Annotated in this window: 19 protein-coding genes; 9 read left to right on the top strand and 10 right to left on the bottom strand. The window is 55.8% G+C overall.

Annotated elements, in window-relative coordinates; all coding sequences use genetic code 11:
- The first annotated feature begins 180 nt into the window (after positions 1–180).
- The 7 genes from Q4551_RS07545 (at position 181) to ggt (ending at position 6,327) form a co-directional block, all read left to right on the top strand.
- Entirely contained in the window at positions 181–378 is a 198-nt protein-coding gene (locus tag Q4551_RS07545; RefSeq protein ID WP_303432874.1) for a YnbE family lipoprotein, read from the top strand.
- Between the two features lie 15 nt (positions 379–393).
- Complete coding sequence (locus Q4551_RS07540; RefSeq protein WP_303432871.1) at positions 394–717, top strand: YdbL family protein; 324 nt, start codon at positions 394–396, stop codon at positions 715–717.
- A gap of 85 nt (positions 718–802) precedes the next feature.
- On the top strand, positions 803–1,399 hold the full coding sequence (locus Q4551_RS07535; RefSeq protein WP_303432870.1) for a LemA family protein: 597 nt from the start codon (positions 803–805) through the stop codon (positions 1,397–1,399).
- Positions 1,400–1,433: 34 nt separating this feature from the next.
- Positions 1,434–3,407: a M48 family metallopeptidase gene (locus Q4551_RS07530; protein WP_303432869.1), complete on the top strand. Its 1,974-nt coding sequence runs from the start codon at positions 1,434–1,436 to the stop codon at positions 3,405–3,407.
- 192 nt (positions 3,408–3,599) lie between these two features.
- Positions 3,600–4,094: a pantetheine-phosphate adenylyltransferase gene (gene coaD / locus Q4551_RS07525; protein WP_303432868.1), complete on the top strand. Its 495-nt coding sequence runs from the start codon at positions 3,600–3,602 to the stop codon at positions 4,092–4,094.
- An 11-nt stretch (positions 4,095–4,105) separates the two neighbouring features.
- On the top strand, positions 4,106–4,363 hold the full coding sequence (locus Q4551_RS07520; RefSeq protein WP_303432867.1) for a YfhL family 4Fe-4S dicluster ferredoxin: 258 nt from the start codon (positions 4,106–4,108) through the stop codon (positions 4,361–4,363).
- Positions 4,364–4,485: 122 nt separating this feature from the next.
- A complete protein-coding gene (gene ggt, locus Q4551_RS07515; RefSeq protein ID WP_303432866.1) occupies positions 4,486–6,327 on the top strand; it encodes a gamma-glutamyltransferase in 1,842 nt (613 codons plus the stop codon).
- 39 nt (positions 6,328–6,366) lie between these two features.
- Here the strand turns inward: ggt and Q4551_RS07510 are convergent, their stop codons facing one another.
- Together Q4551_RS07510 and Q4551_RS07505 are read right to left on the bottom strand one after the other, a co-directional pair.
- Positions 6,367–6,561 (bottom strand): oxidoreductase-like domain-containing protein, encoded by a 195-nt coding sequence (locus Q4551_RS07510; protein ID WP_303432865.1) that lies wholly within the window; start codon positions 6,559–6,561, stop codon positions 6,367–6,369.
- 74 nt (positions 6,562–6,635) lie between these two features.
- A complete protein-coding gene (locus tag Q4551_RS07505; RefSeq protein ID WP_303432864.1) occupies positions 6,636–7,043 on the bottom strand; it encodes a DUF2750 domain-containing protein in 408 nt (135 codons plus the stop codon).
- A gap of 447 nt (positions 7,044–7,490) precedes the next feature.
- Here Q4551_RS07505 and Q4551_RS07500 point away from each other — a divergent pair, with 447 nt between their 5' ends.
- Together Q4551_RS07500 and Q4551_RS07495 are read left to right on the top strand one after the other, a co-directional pair.
- On the top strand, positions 7,491–11,195 hold the full coding sequence (locus Q4551_RS07500) for a hypothetical protein (RefSeq protein WP_303432863.1): 3,705 nt from the start codon (positions 7,491–7,493) through the stop codon (positions 11,193–11,195).
- Between the two features lie 230 nt (positions 11,196–11,425).
- Positions 11,426–13,255: a hybrid sensor histidine kinase/response regulator gene (locus Q4551_RS07495; protein ID WP_303432862.1), complete on the top strand. Its 1,830-nt coding sequence runs from the start codon at positions 11,426–11,428 to the stop codon at positions 13,253–13,255.
- On the opposite strand, the gene Q4551_RS07490 is transcribed toward Q4551_RS07495, so the two are convergent.
- The 8 genes from Q4551_RS07490 to purU all read right to left on the bottom strand — a co-directional run bounded on the left by Q4551_RS07490 (position 13,252) and on the right by purU (position 22,007).
- Positions 13,252–13,884, bottom strand: coding sequence for a response regulator transcription factor (locus Q4551_RS07490; RefSeq protein WP_303432861.1), 633 nt, complete (start codon positions 13,882–13,884; stop codon positions 13,252–13,254). The genes Q4551_RS07495 and Q4551_RS07490 overlap by 4 nt on opposite strands.
- 200 nt (positions 13,885–14,084) lie before the next feature.
- A complete protein-coding gene (locus Q4551_RS07485) occupies positions 14,085–14,411 on the bottom strand; it encodes a multidrug efflux SMR transporter (RefSeq protein WP_303432860.1) in 327 nt (108 codons plus the stop codon).
- Between the two features lie 95 nt (positions 14,412–14,506).
- Entirely contained in the window at positions 14,507–15,217 is a 711-nt protein-coding gene (locus Q4551_RS07480) for a hypothetical protein (protein WP_303432859.1), read from the bottom strand.
- Positions 15,218–15,366: 149 nt separating this feature from the next.
- Positions 15,367–18,411: a 2Fe-2S iron-sulfur cluster-binding protein gene (locus Q4551_RS07475; protein WP_303432858.1), complete on the bottom strand. Its 3,045-nt coding sequence runs from the start codon at positions 18,409–18,411 to the stop codon at positions 15,367–15,369.
- Positions 18,411–18,701 (bottom strand): sarcosine oxidase subunit delta, encoded by a 291-nt coding sequence (locus tag Q4551_RS07470; protein ID WP_303432857.1) that lies wholly within the window; start codon positions 18,699–18,701, stop codon positions 18,411–18,413. The genes Q4551_RS07475 and Q4551_RS07470 overlap by 1 nt, the downstream gene beginning before the upstream one ends.
- Positions 18,702–18,975: 274 nt before the next feature.
- Positions 18,976–20,241: an FAD-dependent oxidoreductase gene (locus Q4551_RS07465; RefSeq protein ID WP_303432856.1), complete on the bottom strand. Its 1,266-nt coding sequence runs from the start codon at positions 20,239–20,241 to the stop codon at positions 18,976–18,978.
- A 17-nt stretch (positions 20,242–20,258) separates the two neighbouring features.
- Entirely contained in the window at positions 20,259–21,131 is an 873-nt protein-coding gene (locus Q4551_RS07460; RefSeq protein WP_303432855.1) for a bifunctional 5,10-methylenetetrahydrofolate dehydrogenase/5,10-methenyltetrahydrofolate cyclohydrolase, read from the bottom strand.
- 9 nt (positions 21,132–21,140) lie between these two features.
- Entirely contained in the window at positions 21,141–22,007 is an 867-nt protein-coding gene (purU, locus tag Q4551_RS07455) for a formyltetrahydrofolate deformylase (protein ID WP_303432854.1), read from the bottom strand.
- Positions 22,008–22,099 lie beyond the last annotated feature (92 nt).

Raw genomic sequence — 22,099 nt, 5'->3', positions numbered from 1 at the left:
ACCGTATCCACGTATTATCATTCCGGGCACGGTAAAAGCTGCACTGTCTGATCGATCAACCGATCCCCTGACGACCCGACCATGCCAGACCCGGGTACTGACTGTCTACTGACGCCAGACAGCGGTTGCATTGCCACAATCCAACGTTACAGTAGAGTCCAATTGCCCAGGAGGCCTGTTATGCCATACACCCCCCGCATTGTCTTGAGCGTGTCTGCGATTGTTCTGGCCAGCGTTTTATCAGCCTGTACCGTCAAACTGGCCGCTCCCGAAAAACCCATTACCATCAACCTTAACGTCAAGATTGAACACGAAGTCCGGGTCAAGGTAGAAAAAGATCTCGACAATCTGTTTGAAGAAAACGACGCCCTGTTCTGAGTTATGGAGATATTCATGAAACGACTGCTGCTGGCACTCTGCACCCTGATGCTGTCCTTTTCGGTTATGGCCATCGACCTTGACACCGCTCGGGAGTCGGGTTTGGTGGGCGAACGACTGGACGGCTACCTTGGCCTGGTCGATACCAGCCATACTGAAGCCGCCGCCCTGATGGTTGAGATCAATCTCAAGCGCAAGATCCACTACCAGGAAATTGCCAACAAACAAAACGCACCACTGGCCAGTATTGAAAAAATTGCCGGAGAAAAACTGACGACCAAAGCCAACAAACAGGGACTGTATTACCAGACTGCCAACGGCGACTGGGTGCGGAATTAATCTTCGTCAATAATCATGCGTCACACGATCCTCGACCCCGTCATGTCAGCATATCGAGGACGAGCTAACCGAGAAAGGAACTGTTATGGATATATCTACCATTGTCACGCTGGTTGTTATTGCCTTGCTGCTGATTTATCTGGTGTCGATTTACAACACTCTGGTGAGCTACCGCAACCGTTACGAAAACAGCTTTGCCCAGATCGAAGTGCAACTGAAACGGCGCTACGACCTGATTCCCAATCTGGTAGAAACCGCCAAGGCTTATATGAGCCACGAGCGCGAAACCCTTGAAGCCGTTATCAACGCGCGCAACAGCGCGGCCGCAGGACTGAAAGCCGCTGCCAGCCACCCTGGGGCCGCCGATGCCATGCAACAACTGATGAACGGCGAAGGTGCCCTGACCGGTGCCCTCGGTCGCCTCAACGTGGTGATGGAAGCCTACCCGGATCTCAAAGCCAATCAGAACATGATGCAAGTCTCGGAAGAACTGACCAGCACCGAAAACCGCGTCTCGTTTGCCCGTCAGGCCTTCAACGATGCCGTCACCACCTACAACAGCTATCGCCAGTCCTTTCCACCGGTAATGTTTGCCGGCCTGTTTGGTCACCGGGAAGATGCACGCCTGCTCGAATTTGCCGACAGTGCCGCCATCCAGGCAGCACCCAAAGTGTCTTTCTGATTAGCCCCGACCGTACAGGCAGAGTGGATACAATATGGACTTCTTTAACCATCAGGATCAGGCCCGCAAACAAACCCGGCGACTGATTCTGCTGTTTGTTTTGGCCGTGGTGGCGCTGGTGGCTGCCATCAACCTGCTGGTAGCACTGATTATCTGGTATGGCCAGGGTCAGACCATCAACAGTGTTGAGCTGGCCGCCCGGGCGGGTCAGCCTGGCCTCTCCTTTTTTGATTCCCTCTCGACAGAACGAATCCTGATCATCTCGGCACTGGTGATGCTGGTCATCGGACTGGCCAGCCTGTATCGCTGGCTCAACCTGCGTGGTGGCGGTCATGTGGTGGCCGAATCTCTCGGCGGCCATCGCCTGCCCCCCAACAGCAGCGATTTTTACGAACGCCGCTTGCTTAATGTCGTGGAAGAAATGGCCATTGCCGCCGGTATGCCGGTACCACCGGTCTATGTACTGGACGACGACAGCATCAATGCCTTTGCCGCCGGTTATCAGGCCTCCGATGCGGTGGTCGGCGTTACCCGAGGCTGCATGACCAAGCTCAGCCGCGACCAGCTGCAAGGGGTTATTGCCCACGAATTCAGCCATATTGCCAATGGTGACATGCGGCTGAATATCCGGTTGATGGCGCTGTTATTCGGCATTCTGTTTATTGCCCTGAGCGGCCGCTTTATTATCGAAGCCACCAGCCAGCGCCGCCTGCTGAGTTCCAGCGACAAACGCAATAACAGCGCGCCATTCTGGGCCATTGGCCTGGCATTGCTGGTACTGGGTTATATCGGCGTTTTTTTTGGCAACCTGATCAAGGCAGCGGTTTCACGACAACGTGAATTTCTCGCCGACGCCTCCGCAGTGCAGTACACCCGAAACCCGGAAAGTATTGGTGAAGCACTGAAAGTGATTGGTCATGGCAGTGGCAGCGACATCAGCAGCCCGGAGCGCGAAGAAACCGCCCACCTGTTTTTTGGCAGCGCCATGCACTTCCGCCTGCCACTGTTTGCAACACACCCGCCGCTGGAACAACGTATCCGCCGCATCGAACCCACCTGGGACGGCCGTTATCTGGCACCACAGGCCAGAACCGATGCCGAACAGGCCAACCCCGAGCTGGTTGATCACTCATCCAGTGCCAGCCGACTGGCTGGTGTCATGGGGGTTGCCGCGGCTGTTGCAGCAACCAGCGGGCGTCCAGACGCTGCCAGCCATGCTATCAATACGATCAATAGCCCGGCCGATCATCAGTCGGGCAGCCCGGCCATGTCTCTGTCCGACCAGGCCCGTGACCCGCATCAGGCTCAGGCACTCATTTATGCACTGCTGCTGGCTCCTCCCGAGCGTTTTGTGCACGACCAACAGCTGAATCTTATTCTGCAACAGGCCGGTCGCGAGACATACCAACAGGCCCTGCGGCTGATTCCTGCAATCCAGGCTCTGGCGCCAGAACAACGGTTACCACTGGTTGAACTGGCCATTCCGGCTCTCAAACAGCTATCCGAAAACCAGTACCGTACCTTTCACACCCTGCTGATAGGCCTGATGAAAGCGGATGGCCAGATTGATCTGTTTGAATGGTGTCTGTTCCGCTTGCTGAGTCAGTATCTTGCTGGCCACTTTAACAAGGTCACCCCGGTCAAGGCCCGCTACAGCAAGCCCGAAGCGGTCGCTGACGACATCGCCGTATTACTGTCGTTCCTGGCCGCCAAAGGCCACGATGACTCGGAAAGCGCCGCCCAGGCCTTTCAGATGAGTCTGGCTGACGGGGCTTTTGGTTCACTTGGTATTCAGTTTCAGCCTCCGGGCAACAGCCTGAAACCGTTGAACCAGTCGCTCACCCGGCTGACCGAGCTATACCCCCATATCAAAGGCCGATTGATCAAATCCATGGTAGCCTGCGGCCGTGCTGACGGTATATTGCGCCCGGCTGAACGCGACCTGATCCATACCATCGCCGCGATTCTGGAAACCCCTGTACCGGCCGGAGTGCTGGCCCAATGCTGATGGGGCAACAACTGTTATGATGACATCCGGCACCATTTGCTATTTGCTTTTTCACTGGCAATTGCCGCCCAAAGCCAGCAACAGTCTGATCAATGGCCTGACCAGGGTCATGAACAACCGTTGTAACCTTTATTGTGGCTTGGGTAGCTTTTGTTTACTATGCGCCCGACCTGAACCTCAGAGGCCACAGCCATGAATACTGTCGTCTACCCCGGTACGTTCGACCCCATTACCAATGGCCATACGGATCTGGTTGAACGCGCAGCGAAGATGTTTGACCACATCATCGTTGCAGTTGCAGACAATCAGAAAAAACGGCCTATGCTGGAACTGGACGAACGCGTCGACCTGGCCCGTGAAGTGCTGGCCCATCTGCCCAATGTTGAAGTTGTCGGCTTCAGTAACCTGCTGGCAGATTTTGTCCAGGAACGCGATGCCAACATCATCTTGCGAGGCCTGCGTGCCGTCTCGGATTTCGAATACGAATTCCAGCTCGCCAATATGAATCGCGTGCTGGCTCCACGTGTCGAGAGCATGTTTCTGACACCGGCGGAGAAATATTCGTTTATTTCATCCACTCTGGTGCGCGAAATTGCCTCCTTGCAGGGCAATATCAGCAACTTCGTACACCCGGCAGTCGCAGACGCCTTGGTAAAACATGTTAATGAGTCACGGCCACACGCCTGACGGAGGAATAAATGTCGTTAATTATTACTGATGAATGTATCAACTGTGACGTGTGTGAGCCTGAGTGCCCCAACGAAGCAATTTCTGCCGGTGAAGAGATTTACGAGATCGATCCAGGCAAATGTACAGAATGTGTTGGCCACTACGACGAGCCCCAGTGTCAGCTGGTCTGCCCTGTCGATTGTATTCCGCTGGACGAAAACAACACCGAAACCCAGGAAGAGCTCGAAGCCAAGTACGAACGCCTGACGGGCAAACAAGCTTCCTGAACTGACCCTCTGAGCTGAACACCCTGTTCTGCTGACGATAGCGTGTTTGCCTTGCAGCACGCTATCGGGTTGCGCACACTGGCATCTTCTATACGGCCTTCCGCCGCCATTCAGGATGACCGATGACCGCAACTTTATTATCCCGACTGTTACACCAGCCACTCGTTTACCGCCCGGGCTTGTTATTACTCATATTGATCGGGGTGGTTGCCTGTGCCCAAACCGAAGAGCCGTCCACGGCGACATCTCCAATAACCACGTCTCAAACAACTACATCTCCAGCAACCACTCTCCAAGCCACTGCGCCTGCCACGCCTGAAACAACCCTGATCGTCAGGCCCCAGCCCCCCGGTTCACATGCCATTGCCAGCGCCCACCCATTGGCAACCCAGGCCGGTATGGATATCCTCAATGCCGGTGGTAACGCCATTGATGCCGCCATCGCCGTTGCTGCCAGTCTTGGCGTGGTTGAGCCTTACAGCGCTGGCATCGGCGGTGGTGGTTTCTGGCTGCTGTACCTGGCCGACCGCCAGCAATACCGTTTTGTTGACGCTCGCGAGCAGGCCCCGCTGGCAGCTCACCGTGATTATTATCTCGATGAGCAGGGAAACGTTATCCGCGACAAGGCCATTAACGGCCCCACTGCTGCGGCGATTCCCGGGCAGGCCGCGGCTTTTCACTGGCTTGCCGAACAGTATGGCCACTTGCCGCTCAGCACCTCGTTACACGCCGCGATCCAACAGGCCCGTGATGGCTTTGCGGTTTACCCGCAATACCGCAAATTACTGAACTACCGCTTAAAAACCCTGCAACGTTACCCCGACAGTGCCCGCCTGTTTCTCAGTAACGGCAAGATGCCAGCCGTTGGCCACCTCATCCAGCAACCCGAACTGGCCATCACCCTGGAACGCCTGGCCAGCCAGGGCCACGACGGCTTTTACCGTGGCCCGACCGCCGCGGCGCTGGTTAAAGGCGTCCAGGCTGCCGGTGGCGACTGGACGTTACAGGACCTGGAAAACTATCAGGTGATAGAACGTCAGCCCATCACGGCAACCTTGGGGGAATACACCCTGATCAGCGCTCCACCGCCATCCTCTGGTGGTATTGCCCTGACCCAGATGTTAACCATGCTGGCGCAATTTCCCTGGCGCAGCATGGATCAGGTACAACAAACCCACTTGCTGGCCGAAGTGATGCGCCGGGCCTACCACGACCGCGCCAAATACCTTGGTGATCCCGACTTTGTTGACGTACCAACCCAACACTTGATGTCGACCAGCCACAACCGGCAGTGGGCCGACGGCATCCGTCTCGACCGGGCCACGCCATCCATCTCGCTAGCAGGCCCCAAAAACATCGAAGAAGGTTTCCACACCACTCACCTGTCAGTACTGGATGCCCACGGCAATATGGTGTCTGCCACGCTCAGCATCAATTTACCCTTTGGCTCCGCATTTACCGTTCCCGGCACCGGGGTGTTGCTGAATAACGAAATGGATGATTTCTCGGCCAAACCCGGCGCACCCAATGCCTATGGTCTGGTCGGTGCAGAAGCCAATGCCATTGCTCCCGGCAAGCGACCGCTGTCGAGTATGAGCCCCAGCCTGCTGGTCTCCGCCGACCAGACAGCCATTATTGGCACTCCGGGCGGCAGCCGTATTATCACCATGGTCTTGCTCGGCATATTACAAGCCATGCAAGACAAACCGGTCGAAGACTGGGTGGCCCAGCCACGTATTCACCACCAATATCTGCCCGACAGAATCCAATATGAACCCGGCAGTCTGACACCGGATCAGCGGCAACAGCTGCAAGCCCTGGGTCATCAACTCAAGGATGCTGGACGCCAATATGGCAATATGCAGGCAATTCGGTGGGATCATGTATCCGGTGCGGTGACTGCCGCCGCAGACCCGAGAGGAGAAGGTTCGGCACAGGTGCAGCCTGCCCGTAACAACCAGTAGAGGACAGCAGCAGCCTGACCAGTGACCAGCCAGATACACTTACTGACCGTTGTGAGTGTCGTTGGGGGTTGGAGCTGGTGCTGATTCTGCCTGGGCGCGCTTGGCTTTTTGTGCCGCTTCCCACTCTGCCACGTCCTCACGATAAATATCCCACACACAGCGATCACAGCCACTTTCACAGCACTCGTAATCCCCTGGTGGTAATGGCTTGTCGTCTGGAATCTGCTCTGCCATCACGGCCTCCGGTGTAAATAACGCCAGTATATCAGCCCATTAGCGTAATCGCAGTGCAGCTCCTGAGCCGTTGTCTATCCTTCCAGCCGATACTCTCCGGCATCCAGCATGCCTTCAAAAATACTCATCAGCCGGTGGGGCGTAATCAGACAGCCGGCCTCTGTGCCTCGCGGCATGATATCGAGCATCACATCATTGGCCGCCAGTTCGGGCAGTACGGTGTCCAGCAAATACTCCAGAGCGACAGAATCCGGGCGGCAGTCTTCCCAGATATCCAGAGCCGATTCCAGCGCATAACGCCGGTAAGGCCACAAAGGCAGTACCCGCTGGCCATCCAGATCACGTACAAACCAGGCTTTGCCTGCCCGCAAGCTCCAGCTTTCCTCGGTTTCGAAAGCACGTAGCAGATAATAATCCAGCCGCTCACCATCGGTCAGAGTCGGAACAGCCGCGTATTCGGCATCGTAAGGTTCATAGCGCATGGGTGGTCCTGCATCAGTCACGGAGTTGGCTGTTACGTTGCAAATCACCAGCCACTCATGGTCAAAATATTATCCTTGAAAATCAGTAAGTTATAAAAAAGGCGAGAGAAGAAAAAACACCAGGGCCGCATCTGTAAAGACAATGTCGTAAAAGCGACAAACCACGCCACCTACTTCCCCCCAACACATGCCTCAACACATCCCCTAGCACATCCCCCAAGCCATACGCCTGCCCAGGCAGACCGTCATTTGAAAAACAACAGTTACTGACACAGACGAACAAAAGACCACAAAAACTGAAAATTCACCCGATTTGGTGAAGGAAAACCGCTTTTTCTTCCCTAGTCTGCTGACGTTTTTAGAACAAGACGCGCAAATATTTTCCTTAATGCCCGAATTTTCGGCTTACGGGCCACATGAATCGCCCGATAACATGGAATAAATACAATGGAAATAAGCAAACTGATGCTAGCCATTATGGCGGCTTCAACCCTTACTCTGACCGCCTGTGGCGGCAATTCAAGCTCAGGCTCAAGTGATAACCAGGACCAAAGCCAGGATACTGACAGCGGTGATACTGACAGCGGTGATACTGACAGCGGTGATACTGACAGCGGTGATACTGACAGCGGTGATACTGACAGCGGTGATACCGACAGCGGTGATACCGACAGCGGCGATACCGACAGCCCGGTTCTGACTGGTACCGCCGCCACAGGCCTGGCCATCGACGGCACGGTCTTTGTGTATGACGCGGATGGCCGCCAGACCAATGTGATCATCGAAGACGACGGCAGCTTCAGCGTTAACGTCGACGGCATGACGCCACCATTCATGCTGGAAGCCCGTCCGGATGATACCAGCACAGCGATTCAATATTCCTTTGCTGAAGCTGCCGATATTACGGTCAACGTTACTCCTCTGACCACCCTGGCCCTGTTCCTGGCCAATGACCAGCAAAGCCTGGCCGCTCTGGTCAGCGCCTGGGATGACGAAGCAGAAAGCTTTGATGAAACCGCACTGGCAGCAGCAGAAGATGTCATTCTCGCCAACTTCGCCGACCAGTTTGAAGAACGCGCGCTCGACCCGCAAACCTACGACCTGTTTAATAATGCCTTCCGTGCCAACCGCACCGGCTTTGATGCGGTACTGGACGATGTGCGTATCGTCTTTGATATGGATGAGGGCAGCTTTGAAGTCGATGTTGACGAGCAGGATTACGACTTCGATGAAGATGCTGAATTTGGTACCGATCCTGACACAGGTACAGACCCCGACGCTGGCAGCGGTACAGACACAGAGCCAGACACCACACCCGACAGCTTCTCATTCCCGGCCCAGGACAACCGTGCACCCAACAGCACCTCGCAAAGTGCCACGGTTACCCTGTCGGGCTTTGATGGCAGCCTGACCCTGACCGTTACCAATGGCACCCTGATTGTTAACAGCCAATCCGTCGGTGAAAGCGCCTCCGTCTCCGCTGGCGACCAGCTCGCCATCCAGCAACAAGCCCCCAACGATTTTGGCAGCACCGGCATCAGCACCATCACCCTGGGCGATTACAGTACCACCTTCGAAGTGACTACCCGGACAGCGGATACCAGCCCAGTCAGCTTTACTTTGCCCGCCGTGACCGATGTGGCACCTGCAACACAAGTCAGCACCGACCAAATCACCCTGACGGGTTTCGAAGGCCAGCTGGCGCTGGCATTTGATCAGGGTTACGTGGTCGTGAACGGTGCAATTTACAGCAGTGGTGTGATGGTGACAGCCGGTGACACGGTCTATTTCCGCCTGACCAGCAGCGGTGATTATGGTGCGACAGTCACCAGCACCATTACTCTGGGCGATTACAGCACCACTTTTGCCGTCACCACCCGCGCCATCGACAACACGCCGGACGCCATCTCATTTGACTCCCTAGTCAATGTCACTCCGGGTGAAGAGATATTCAGTAACGTTGTAACCGTCACGGGTTTTGATGAAGACGCGACGATCAGCATCACCAATGGCCAATTCCAGATCAATGGTGGCACCTGGCTTACGTCAGGTACTATCCGTGAGGGAGATACCCTGCGTCTGCTTCAGAATGTGCCAGACAGTTTTGGCACCACAACAGACACCACGGTGACCATCAACGGCAACAGCTACACCTTCAGCACCGTCACCCGTACCGGCGATACCACACCAGACAGCTTTAATCTGGTCAATCTGAGTAATGCCGAGCCGGATACCCGCTACGAAAGCGACACCGTCACCCTGAGCGGCTTCGAAGGCTCACCCGAGATCACAGTCACCCATGGTGAGTTGCGTATAAACGGCACCTTGTCTGGTACCTCAGCCACGGTCTCCGTCGGTGACCAGATCAGTGTCGTTCAGCAGTCTTCTGCCGATTTTGAAACCACGGTGGTCAGCACCGTAACCATAGGTGATTTCTCAACCAGTTTCGAAACCACCACCCGTGCCGAAAGCGCCGACGTTGATCCGTTCACCTTCGAGCAGCAAGAAGATCTTGAACCCGGTGTCGTAGCCATCAGTAACGCCGTCACCGTCAGCGGCTTTGATACACCCCAGACATTCACCCTGCGCAACGGCGTTGGCAGCCTGATCGTTAACGGTACCGATATGGGTACCTCAGCCGTGGTTGCCAGTGGTGACAGCATCCAGCTGTCCGTCACCACGTATACGAACTTTGGCTGGAACGCGAATGCGGTCGTTGAGTTCAGTAATGGCTCCGCCATGTTTATCGCCGGCACCCGTGCTGCCATTACCACACCCGATCCTTTCAGCTTTGCCTCGGTAACCGAGGTAGAACCCGGTGTCGAAGTGGTCAGCGCACCAATCTCGTTCAGCGGTCTGGAAGACGCCACCCGCATTCAGGTAACCAATGGTGTCGTCCGCTCCAGTCGCTATCCCGGCCAGGATCTGACCTCGCTGTCGGTATGGCCAAACGATACTATTACAGTGGTGCACACCAGCTCTAACCTGTACGACACGGATACGGTCACCACAGTGTCCACGCAAGAAGGTTACGGTTCGGTCAGCGCTACCTTTACCTCTACGACCAAAACCGCCGCATCCAGCCAGACAGATCCGATCATGGATCTCAGCTGGAACCTGGGTCAGGACAAGGTGAACGCCCTGGCATTGCCAGTCAATCTGGATACCAATGGCAGTGAGCTGTACCTGCTGAAAAACAGCAGCACAACCAGCAGCCTGATGAACGTCACGCCCGGCTCGGCGGATCGTGAATTGGCGACACTGCAAGCATTGAGCAGCAGCACGTACGAAGGCCTTGCGGTTGCTCTGCTGGAACAGGGAAGCACCAGCGAACAGCTTATTTTCAGCTGCGATACCGCTACCCAGCCCGCCAGGATCACCGCTCGCCTGGCCTCTGACCCAACGGCTGTTAGCAGCCTGGAACTGTCGGATACCGTCAGTGCGAATCTCGCAGGACGCGCTTCTGCCCTGCAAGAAGGCATGGCATGGAGCCTGAGCGCCTGTGATGATCTGTCGGTTGCCGATGTCAGTTACAATGCCACCGACGATACCTTCCAGATCAAACTGGGAGTCAGCGGTGCTGGCAAGATGGACACCGATGATTACCATCAGATCGCGGTGTTTGAATACAGCTATGATCTCAATGCAGCAGATGCCAGCACAGCCATGAGCAAAACCCTGGCCACGCCGCTATATCGCCTCATGTTCGGTACCCAGGAGTACAAAGCGGTGGAGCTGTCGTCCATCACTTCATACTCCTACCGCTTCTTTGCCATGTTCGAGAACAATGGCAGCGACACGTACAACTACCTGCGTATGTACTACGGTGGCGGTAGCAGTGTTGACCTGAACATCTCGCCGATCAACTACTTCACAGGCAATGACGGTAGCTGGGATGTCGCGGACATACACATATGGAAAGAGTCCGAAACGGCTTACCACCTGTACCTGACCTCGGCCACCATGGGGCTGTACGAAGTCGTCTTCGATCCTACCACCGACACCAAAACCTCAGAACGTCTCCATAACTCCGGCGACCAGCAGTTCTGTAAGGGTGCCATCACCGGTAGCATCAGCGGCAGTAACCCGACCCTCTGGTGTCACGACGCCACAGATGAAGGCAAGCTGATCGAGTTCGACCCAACGGAGTAATCCTCCTCGACCGGTAACCTGCTCTGGCAGGCTACCGGCCCTCCCAGCCCTGCCGAATCTGGCATTTAATGTGTACTGTCCATGCTTCGGTCAGCGGTATCAGTATGATGTGGATGTCGCTGTAAAATAATCACCAGCACCGTCTGGCTCCAATGACCGGACCGCGGGCTTTTTATCAACCGCCAACGGCCTGAGATATTCTGTAAACGCCATGGATACAGGAACCCAGCATGAGTAACGCCTTATCAGAGTACCTCTCAGCCCTGTTCGAAAAACTGAGCCATCTCGGGTTTGCCCACCACCCCCTCGCCGACAAAATACAATGGGAACGCCATCACCTGTTTATGCGCGAAGTCGGCCCAAGAATGGCGGCCACCCTGGTCGCCGCGGTGGTAGTTGGCCTGCTGTTCATGCAGTCCGCCAGTACCACAGAGTTGTGCACCTGGTTCGGTATGAACCTGTTGGCAGGACTGAACTCCTGGCTGATTATCCGCCACTACCATAAAACCCGTATCGGCCATCGGCCCGACCCGAACCAACAACAGCAACGGCGTTCGATCCACCGGTGGCATATGGCGAACCTGTATCTGGCACTGCTATGGGGCTTCCAATGGGCGGCCTTGCCTTTGTTGTTTTTGGCCGATGCTTCACTGGTGCAAATCTTTTCGATGCTGCTGCTGGTCACCATTGTCTCCGCCACCCCGTCCATGACCATGGGGCTGTACCCGGATGTGTACATCACCTTTCTGACCCCGGTACTGGGAGCATTTGGCCTGCACCTGGCGACAATGGAGCTGGATGGCACCTGGCTGCACAAGATCATGGCACCAGCGGTATGGGTGTCCCTGGTCGGTTTCAGTTACGCCATGTTCAAAACCCAGATCCATACCTTGGCGCTCAGGCTGGAGCTAGAGCAGTCCAAACAAAAGATCGAACAGGCCAACAAGGCCAAAACCCGCTTTCTTGCTGCCGCCAGTCACGATATTCGCCAGCCTCTACAAGCGGCCTCGCTGTATTGGAGCACCATCGATCCAGCCAGGCTTGCCCCCCAGCAACAGCCACTCTTTGAGCGCCTGGGCACCAGCCTGAAAGCCACCAATGAACTGCTCAATCATTTGCTCGATGTTTCCAGACTGGATGCCGGGGTGACGCCATTACGACCGCAGGCCACCGATGTAGCCACGTTACTGGACGAACTGCGCATCGTCTTTTTGCCCTTGGCACAACGCAAAAACCTGCATCTGGATATCGAATGTGATGCTGAAGTGTCGATCTGGTGCGATCGGTCTATGACCTTCCAGATACTCAAGAATCTATTGGCCAATGCCGTGCAGTACACCCTTGATGGAGGCATTCTTGTGCGTGTTATCGCGCGCGAGCAGCAGGTGCAAATCAACGTTGAGGATACCGGTATGGGTATTTCTCTCGAGCATCAACACACCATATTTGAGGAGTTTGTACAATTGGACAACCCTGGCCGCCTTCATCAGAAAGGCCTTGGACTGGGTCTCGCCATTGTCAAACGTCTCTGTCAATTACAGCAGGTCCCACTACAGCTCGACTCCAGACAAGGACAAGGCAGCTGTTTTTCCCTGATATTCCCTCGCACCCGGCCAGCCCCCTTCAAGCCGCCAGAGGCCAACACCGAAGAAGCGCCGCATTGCCGCCTGAATGGCCTGAAAATATTGTTAGTGGATGATCAGAAAGACATTCTGGATGCTCTGTCCCTGCTGCTGGTGAGCTGGGACTGTGATGTGTGGATCGCCCAGAGCCTGACGAACCTGAAGCAACAACTGGATCAGCCAGCATGCTTGCCTGACGTCGTCATCAGCGATGATTCATTGACAGATGATGGTAATTTTGAACAGATCCTAGCGACGTTGCGGCACCAGCTGCCTTACACTCCGGCGATTATCATAATGACCGGCAACACCACCCCACAACGGGTCAAACAGCTCACCCAGACAGGCTACCCATTACTGCATAAACCGATCGAAACCGCACAATTGAAAGCGGCCCTGCAAAACGCCGACTGTCACCAGGAGACAGACACCGCTTAAAGATATCCATGCTGGTGCGCCGCACGCAGGCACTCGATACGGTTATTCACTCCCAGCTTGTCAAACATCAGCCGAATATGTGTTTTTACCGTATTGGGACTCAGGAACAACTGCTCGGCAATCTGCTGGGTCGCATAACCCGCCTGCATCAGCGTCAGAATCGCCAACTGGCGCTCGCTGAGCAGATCCGCCGGATGAGGTGTCGATGCGGCCATCACCTCGGGAGCCAGATAACGCTCACCTTGCAGCACTCTCCGAACCGCCAGCAAGATATCGTCGGTAGACTGGTTTTTGGTGATCAGACCCGAGGCACCGGCATTCAATACCCGAGTCAGTACAGCACCCCGACTTTCACCGGTACACACCAGTACCGCAACCTGAGTATCCTGCTGGCGAAGCTGTTGCAACAACTTCAGCCCATCGCTATCCGGCAACCCCAGGTCCAGCAATACCAGTTGCCAGGAAGATGCCAATACCTGTTCCAAACCTTGCTCAGCAGAATGAACACAACGGATTGTCGCGCTTGGCCAATGCTTACTGAACAGGCTGACCATCGCCTCGGCAAACATGCGGTGATCATCAATAATCAGGATAGAGAATGAATTACTGTTAAAGTTATACGTAAACACTGCATTTGCTCGATCAACATTCCTCTCGCATATAATGATACAGTAATCGTCGGACTGCTTGGTCCGTGCGACACAGAATCCTGTTTTCGAGACCCAGTTACGTTACTCAGCCTGCTGCTTCCAAATCGACGCCCCGGCAAAACACAGTGATCACAGAACCAGCCATTCAACCCGCTAGACAAGAATCAGATACAAGCGGCTCAGCCAGCGCTACCTTCCACCAGCTTTAATCCAACCACGCCCAGCACAATCAGGCCGATACACGCCAGCCGCAAAATGCCGCCGGGTTCGTTCATAAACAGAATACCCACCAAGGCAATAGACGCGGTACCAATACCGGCCCAGACCGCGTACGCGGTACCCATCGGAATGGTGCGCATGGCCAGCGACAATATCGACATGCTGGCAATAATCAGCAGCACGGTAATGACCGATGGCCACAACTTTGAAAACCCGTCACTCTGTTTCAGTCCAATCGCCCATAAACATTCAAGGCCACCAGCGATCAACAAATAAATCCAACCCATTGTGTACAACTCCTGTTGTAGCCATCATTGAAAAACCAATGACCCGGCGGCGGTACAAGGCACCGCAGCCAGGCCATCAGCAGAAACATCCAGATTCAGCGCAAGACATCGAGGCCGACGGCGCCGCCCTCAAATTCCTGCACCGCATCCATCAATGCCGTCCAGAGGTAGTCACTGGAAGCGGTATCGCAAAGAATGGACATCACCGGCAAACCGTTGATTTGCTGGCGAACCATAATGGCGTTGATACGCGCGATAGAGGTTTGGGCAATGCTGCCGACGGGGAATACCGACTCACGCATATCCACCCCACTCAGCTTGGACATGATATTGGACAGGTGTTCACCGGTCAGCATCAGCCAGGCATGGGAGTCCATACAGAACAACGGATAACAATGATCCGGAGTCTCCGCACCCGTGGTCGGCAATGCCATCACGGCTGCACCCAGGTCTGCCGGGCTACCCAGCAGCCAGTATTCTTTCTGGCTCAGGCGCAGCACGCATTCGCCATTAGCACTGCTTGCGGCGGTGTTCGGACGTGCGGGAATCGGCAGTTTGTTAGCCGCCAGCAAATCGGTGGTCGTGATGCCACGATAGCCTGTCCGTGGCAGCATTGATAATTCCAGCACGCCGGCTTTGGCAGCCCGCTGGACATCGCCGTTATCCACTTGTGCGATCACCGACGCTCCGGCAGCAGTCTCGACCCGACGGGCACCGGCACTGCGACGGTAACAGCCACTGCGCGCCAGTTCAGCATCGGCCCATTCAACATGAGCGGAAATGTCAGTTTGATAGAGTTCAGACATGGTTCTCTCCTGTGACGGCTGTTTCACGCCACTCGGTCATTAGATTCTGGCAGCCGCTCTGAGATACGCTGCCCGCCGGTTGTTGCAGGCGTGATACCCACGCCGCTGCAACCACCATTACCCACATGTATTACCAGTGAGGCCAGCCATTACATATCCTGGCGGGCTTGCTCGGCATCGTAAAACGGCAGAGCAACCACTTCAGCAGTGACGATTTCACCGTTCACCCGAATCGGCAAACGCGCACCGACTTCACTCTGATGCACTCCGGCGTACGCCATACCTATAATGGCGCCCACCGTGGGCGAGTATTCACAGGAGGTGACGTTACCGGTGATATCGGCCTCGGTCGCCGACGTCGCCAGAACCAGGTGCCCTTCTTCCGGTTTTTTGCCCGCAGCCACCAAATTGGCCGGCAGCCTGAAGCCCACCAGTTTGCGGCTTTGTGGACGCTTCATCACGATATCCACGGCCCGACAGCCATTGAAGTACGGCTTGTTTTTACTCACCGCCCAATCCAGCCCCAGTTCTCCCGGGTGGCTCATGCCATCGGTGTCCTGACTGATGATGATATGGCCTTTTTCGAGTCGCAGCAGACGCTGGGTTTCGACCCCGAACGGCTTGATATCAAACGCGGCACCGGCCTGCATCAAGACATCCCACAGGACTTCGCCGTAACGGCTCGGAACGTGGATTTCATAGCCCAGTTCGCCAACAAAACCGACGCGCAACAGGCGGGCCGGAATGGTCTGGTCAGCCTTGCCATCAACAGGAATACGGATTTCACCTTCCCGGCACGCCAGGTAAGGAAAACCTTCCTTGCTCAGATCCAGATCGGTCAACTGCTCCAGAACCTTGCGGCTGTCTGGCCCGGCCAGGTTAACGGCCGCAAAGGCAGAAGTGACGTTGGTGATATCGACATCCAGACGCCACTGGGTATTCCAGAACGTCATCAGGCGATAAACCGCATCAACCCCGGTGGTGGTGGCTGTCACATAGAAGCAGTCGTCAGCAAAACGGCAGGCAACACCATCATCCACTACCACACCCTGATCACTGGTCAGTACCGCATAGCGGGTTTTGCCCACCGGTTGCTTGAGGAAGCCAAAAGTGTAAATCCGGTTCATCAGCTCGGCGGCATCCGGGCCGCGCAGCTCGATACCACCCAGCGTCGACACATCAATCAGACCGACGTGGTTACGAACGTGCAGGGCTTCGGCTTCGATGGCGGTGTTACGGATCTTGCGGCTGCGCGGAATCAGCGGGCTGGCCGCACTGCCGCTCAACAAACTGCCTTGCGGCGGATAAAACGCTGGCCGTGCCCAGGCACCTGCCGGGATCATTTTGGCACCCAGTTCCAGGTGACGATGATGCATGGCGGTCTGGCGATACGGATCAAAACCCCGCCCGGCCAGGTAAGCCAGTTTTTCCGGGGTCAGCGGCGGCCGGGCCGTCGTCACACCGGTTTCGGTGATGCTGCGGTTGGTCGATTGCGCGACCAGTCGAGCGGTCGGCAATGCCGAATGACGCCCCTGGGATGGCCCCATCCCAACGGTTGAAAAGCGTTTTACCAGCTGCACATCGCGGTAACCCATACGGGTGGCATTGACGATGTCCTTGCTTTGCAGGTCTTCGTCGTAATCAACAAAGTCCTTGCCTTTCGGGTGCGGGAAAATCGGCCAGTCGTAGTTAACCTTGCGACTGCATTCAACCGCTTCCGGTGCCGTTGCCAATGGCTGTCCCAATAACGCCAATGCTGTTGCAGCGGCATATTCGGCGTCCTTGATCACCGCACCAATGCTGTGCTTGCCGTTGACAGAACCGGCAATGTGCAGATGTTCCGGCAGATGGCGGATCGCGAACTCGGCACGCTCTTCATCGTAGCTCAGCTGGCCACCGGCCTGGCATAACAGCTGATAGGCAGGCATATAACCCGACGACATACAGACCAGATCACAACGCAACAGATCGCCGTTATCCGCCACTTTGCCGCGACCACGAATAGCGCGAATCTCAACCGCTTCGACGTGTTCTTTACCAAAGGCTTCATACAGGGTCTGGCCAAAACGCAGGGCGATACCGGCCTGCTGGGCGCGGAAAATCAGGTTTTTGGTTTCGACCGAATCCGTGCCGGTCGGGTCATCGACGCCGCCGCGCATATCCACCAGCGCCTTGACTTCGACCCCTTGGGCCACCAGCGCCAGCGCGGTCAGATAACCATCGTCGTTGCCGGTGACGACCACGGCACTCTGGCCAGGCTTGATGGCGTAGAGTTTCATCATCCGCATGGCTGCACTGCACATCACCACACCGGGCAAGTCATTGCCACGGAACACCACATGCTGCTCGTAGCTGCCAGTGGCCATGATGCATTCTTTTGCACGGATCTTGTACAAGCGTTTGCCGTGCAGCACTGGCAGCCAGTTGTCGACAAACCAGGCGTTACAGACCGAGTCGGTCATCACGGTGATCTTATCGTGCTGCGTGACCTTGCTGATCAGCTGCTGACGCAGTGCTTCCGGGTCATCCAGATCACTGAAGTCAGCATAGGTCAGCGAGCCGCCCAGTACTGAATGTTCTTCCAGCAACAGCACCTCGACACCCGCGTCAGCGGCAGTCAGGGCGGCGGTCATGCCCGCCGGGCCAGAGCCGACCACCACCACGTCGTAGAAGCGGTAGGCCTTGTCGTAATATTCCGGGGTGAATTTCAGGTCAGCAATACCCAGTCCGGCTTTTTCGCGGATCTGTTTTTCCCACCAGTCCCATACACCCTTGGGCTTGTAGAACGCCCGATAGTAAAAGCCCACCGGCATAAAGCGGCCGAAGTGACCCAGAATCGCGTCCTTGTCTTTCGCCAGCGTGCCGTTGACGTTTTGACCGGTTACTTGCAAATCGTTGGCGGCCGCCATTTTGTCGGCCAACACATTGGGCTCACCCTGGATCTGCACCAGGCTGTTGGCATCGTGCGCCGACATGGTGAGCGGGCCTCGGGCGCGGTGGTACTTGAACGAGCGCGACCACATCCAGTAGTTATTACCCAGCAAGGCGCTGCCAATGGTGTCGCCCTTGTAGCCGATAACGGGCTGTCCCTCAAAACGGAACTGGACGGTTTCACTGCGATCCAGCAGCAGCCCCATGGGGGCTGCCAGCCGTTGTGAGAGGGCAGTCGATGGTGTAGATGCAACGGAATTCATCAGCAAGTCTCCCCGTCAGGCGTTGACTCATCCGATGGCAATTCGGATGGATCGTAAGTACGTAAAATTTCATCGCTCACACGATGGCGCTCGGCGACAAACCAGTAACCCGATGGTGTGTGATACCACCATTCGCGGGCCACACCCGTGCCGTTGTAGGCGTAAAAGGTGTGTTCTGCCCAGGCCTTGTCGGGGGCAGATTCAACGCTTGGCAGCGGAGTGACTTCGCCGCCATATACAAATTCGCTGATATTGCGTGGCCCGTTTAACGGGCAGGGCATGATTTTCATATCTCACCTATGTTGCCGGACGCCTGGGGTCAGACGTCTGACGCCGATTAGTTCTGTGTTATGGCGACTGTGTTTTATCCACAATCTGATGCGTGATGCGCACCCTGCAAGCGGTTTCCGGTTGGCCGATACCAGGTATTGGCCAACCGCGTTATCTTCATTATCAGAGGCGCAACCGGCACTGAATTGGCTGTTTTACCGAAAGACAGGATCATCTTGCCCTTCGGCGGCAGCTGAATTAAAAACACGTGCGTTGTACGCCATCTAACAGTGGTTAGTGTGAGGCAGCGGTGGCGCCCATTTCGTTCACCTGGCGGAATTCGCTGAAACGCTCAACGCCAAACGGTTTGATCAGGTCAGGAACCTTGCCGCCACTGGCGACCAGTTCGGCCATGGTCTTGCCGCAAATCGGGGTGGACTTGAAGCCCCAGGTGCCCCAACCGGCATCGAGGTAGTAGTTCTTGACCGGGCTCAACCCCATGATCGGGCTGTAGTCTGAGGTCATGTCCGTCAGTCCGGCCCACTGTCGCATCAGCTTGAGATTGGCCATAAAAGGAAACAGCTCGACAGCGTGTGCCAGCAGCTGCTCTTTCAGTTCCAGACTGGAACGGGTGTTATAGAGCGGGTACGGATCCGATCCACCACCAAAGACCAGTTCGCCACGACCGGTTTGCTGGACGTAGCAGTGGAAAGCTGGAGAGCTGACCAATGGATTGAGGAAAGGCTTGACCGGTTGGGTCACCATCGCTTGCAGCGGGTAAGACACAATCGGTAACCGGAAACCGGCTTTTTCGGCCAGCAAGGAACTGTGCCCTGCAACGGCCTGTACCGCACAGCCACACTCAATGATCTGTTCAGCGCTGCCCTGCTTGACCTTGACGCCGGTGACGGTACCCGAAGCGTCATCCACGATGATATCGGTGACTTCGGTCAGCTGATGCAATTCAACGCCACGCTGGGTGGCACCCTTGGCGTAGCCCCAGGCCACGGCATCGTGACGGGCGGTCGCGCCATCCATATGCCACAAGCCCCCCAGCACCGGTTGGTGCCCGGGGTTCATGTTCAGCGTAGGCACCAGCTCACGGATCTGTTGTGGATCAATCAGCTCGGTCTTGCCGCCAAAGTGTTTGTTGACTTCGGTACGCTGGCGAAAGCCACGAATAGCCGAGTCGGTGTGTGCCAACGTCAACTGACCCCGCTTGGAGTACATGATGTTGAAGTTGAATTCGTTCGATAATTCCTGGAACAGTTTTACCGACTCACTGTAAAACCTCACCCCGTCGGAGGTGAGGTAGTTGGAACGGATCACCGCGGTGTTACGGGCAGTGTTCCCTCCCCCCAGATAGCCTTTTTCCAGCACGGCTACATTGGTAATGCCATGGTATTTGGCCAGGTAATAAGCCGTGGCAACACCATGCCCGCCGCCACCGATAATTACCACGTCGTAACGACGCTTGAGGGCAGTCGGTGCAGGCAAATCCGCGTCTTTTTCAAACGGATAATCGTTGTTCAGCCCGTATTTAAGAAGTGCAAAAGGCATGGCCTTGCTCCCGTTTACTAGAGTTCGTCAGACATCAGGCGTCTGGCGGCTGTCAGGGTGTTTTTCATCAGGCAGGCAATGGTCATTGGGCCAACACCACCTGGAACCGGCGTAATGGCAGCAGCCACCGGTTCAACCGCGGCGTAGTCGACATCCCCTACCAGCTTGCGCTGGCCGTTACGCTCAATCACGTTGATACCGACATCGATCACGGTCGCGCCAGGCTTGACCCAGTCGGCACCGATCATTTCCGGGCGACCCACTGCCGCAACCAGAATATCGGCCTGCTGCGCCAGCGCTTGTGGATTGTTGGTGCGTGAATGCACCACCGTCACCGTGCAGTTGGCTTGCAACAGCAGTGCAGCCATCGGCTTGCCAACAATGTTGGAACGGCCGACCACAACCGCGTGCTTGCCACTGAGATCGTCACCCAGCACTTTCCCGATCATGATCATGCAGCCCTGGGGCGTACAGGGAACCAGAGATTCCTTGCCCACACTGAGTGCACCGACGTTGACCGGGTGAAACCCGTCAACGTCTTTTTCCGGGCTGATCGCAGCAATAATCTGCTCTTCATCCAGATGGGCCGGCAATGGCAGCTGTACCAGAATACCGTGTACCGCCGGGTCCACATTCAATGCGGCCACCAGCTGGTTCAGGGTTTCCTGGGTGGTATCGATCGGCAGACGATGCTCGATCGAGTTCAGTCCGGATTCGGTCGCACGGGCAATCTTGTTGCGCACATAGACCTGACTGGCCGGGTCTTCCCCGACCAGCACCACGGCCAGACCAGGCTTGATGCCGTAGTCTTCAAGAAAGGCCGCCGCATCCGTGGCGACCTCGTCCAGCACTTGCGCCGAGATAACTTTTCCGTCGATTCGAGTAGCCATGTTGTGCTCCTATTTGAAAACGACGGTTTTGTTACCATCAACAAACACACGGTGTTCGGTGTGCAGTTTGACAGCACGGGCCAGAGCGACGGTTTCGGTATCCCGTCCAGCGGCAGTCAGCTTTTCCGGGCCCATGGTGTGATCCACTGGCTGTACGGATTGCTCGATGATCGGGCCTTCGTCCAGATCGGAGGTTACATAGTGCGCAGTCGCACCAATCAGTTTCACACCCCGGTCATAAGCCTGGTAATACGGCCGTGCACCCTTGAAGCCGGGCAGGAACGAGTGGTGAATATTGATCGCTTTACCGGCCAGCTCCGCACACAGGTTGTTGGACAGGATTTGCATGTAACGGGCAAGTACTACCAGCTCGGTGTTGGTTTCGTTGACGATGTCGATCAGCGCCTGTTCTTGCTGCGGCTTGTTCTCTTTCGTCACTGGCAGGTGAATAAAGCGAATGCCTTCGCGTTCTGCCATTGGTCGCAAATCCTGGTGATTGGAAACCACAGCGGTGATTTCCATATTCAGCTCACCCTTGTTTTTGCGGTACAGCAAATCGCTCAGACAGTGGTCAGCCTTGGACACCATGATCAGCGTCCTGATTGGTGAACACACACTGTTCAGGCTCCAGGTCATGCCAAAACGCTCGGCCACTTCAGCAAAACCGGTTCTTACGGCATCGCACTGATCATCGCCTTCAAAGTGAAAACGAGTGCGCATGAAGAAGTTACCGCTGTCCTGGTCATCGAACTGGGACTGCTCGCTGAGATAGCAGCCATTGCCGGACAAAAAGCTGGAAACTGCAGCGACAATGCCACTACCCGCCGGGCAGGTGGTTTTTAGTACGTATTCAATTTTTTCGTTGTTACGAGGCATGGTTCTGCTCCTCTGTTGGCTTGTATCAGTCATGGCTTTTATGGAGTTTCAAGCCGCACAAAGCCTGCGAAATCAGTCGCTTCGCTGATCAA

The organism is Oceanobacter sp. 5_MG-2023, from assembly GCF_030548165.1.
Lineage (GTDB): Bacteria > Pseudomonadota > Gammaproteobacteria > Pseudomonadales > Oceanobacteraceae > Oceanobacter.
This window is presented reverse-complemented; position numbering and strand designations above follow the sequence as displayed.